The 530-nt window shown below is 58.1% G+C and carries 1 pseudogene; it reads right to left on the bottom strand.

Features of this window, described 5'->3' with window-relative positions:
* Window positions 1-530, bottom strand: a pseudogene (locus KQI26_RS15190) (IS481 family transposase); the annotation flags it as partial.

Here is a 530-nt window from a genome sequence, read left to right as displayed (position 1 = left end):
TTGATGCCGCGGCGTGCATACCACGCCGTCAGTTTGCGAAGGAAATCTGCTGAAGAGTAGGTGGACTGCTCCGGGTAGGCCGCCAGGAACCGCAGGCGGGTGAACTCGTCGATGGCGGTGTATTGGAACAGGCGAAGCTCCGGATCTGCGATACAGGCTCTGGTAACCACCTTCACATCCACCTGAACGCGCTGACCGGGGTAGGTCATCTGCTCGTAAGGCTTCGGTTTGTATGTCTTTTTCTGCTTTTCTGGCGGAAACAACCCCATTTTGCGCATGATACGGAACAAGCTCTCTGGACAGCGGGTATAGCCGCGCTGCCGCAGACGGTGCCACAGTTCGATCATGCCCAGTTCGGGATTTCTGCGGCGCATGTCACGAATGAGTTTCAGCTCGGCCTCCGTGTGCTGGTTTGGATGGCTGTGGGGGCGTCTGGACTGGCAGGCCAGGGATGCCACACTTCCATCCCAGCGCTGCTTCCAGAAATAGATATACGACCGGCTCTTGTTGTACTTCCGGCTGGCGCGGCT

This window comes from Intestinimonas sp. MSJ-38 (genome assembly GCF_018917925.1).
Taxonomy (GTDB): Bacteria; Bacillota; Clostridia; order Oscillospirales; family Butyricicoccaceae; genus Pseudobutyricicoccus.
Note: the sequence above shows the minus strand (reverse complement) of the source record. Positions and strands in the feature narration are given on the sequence as shown.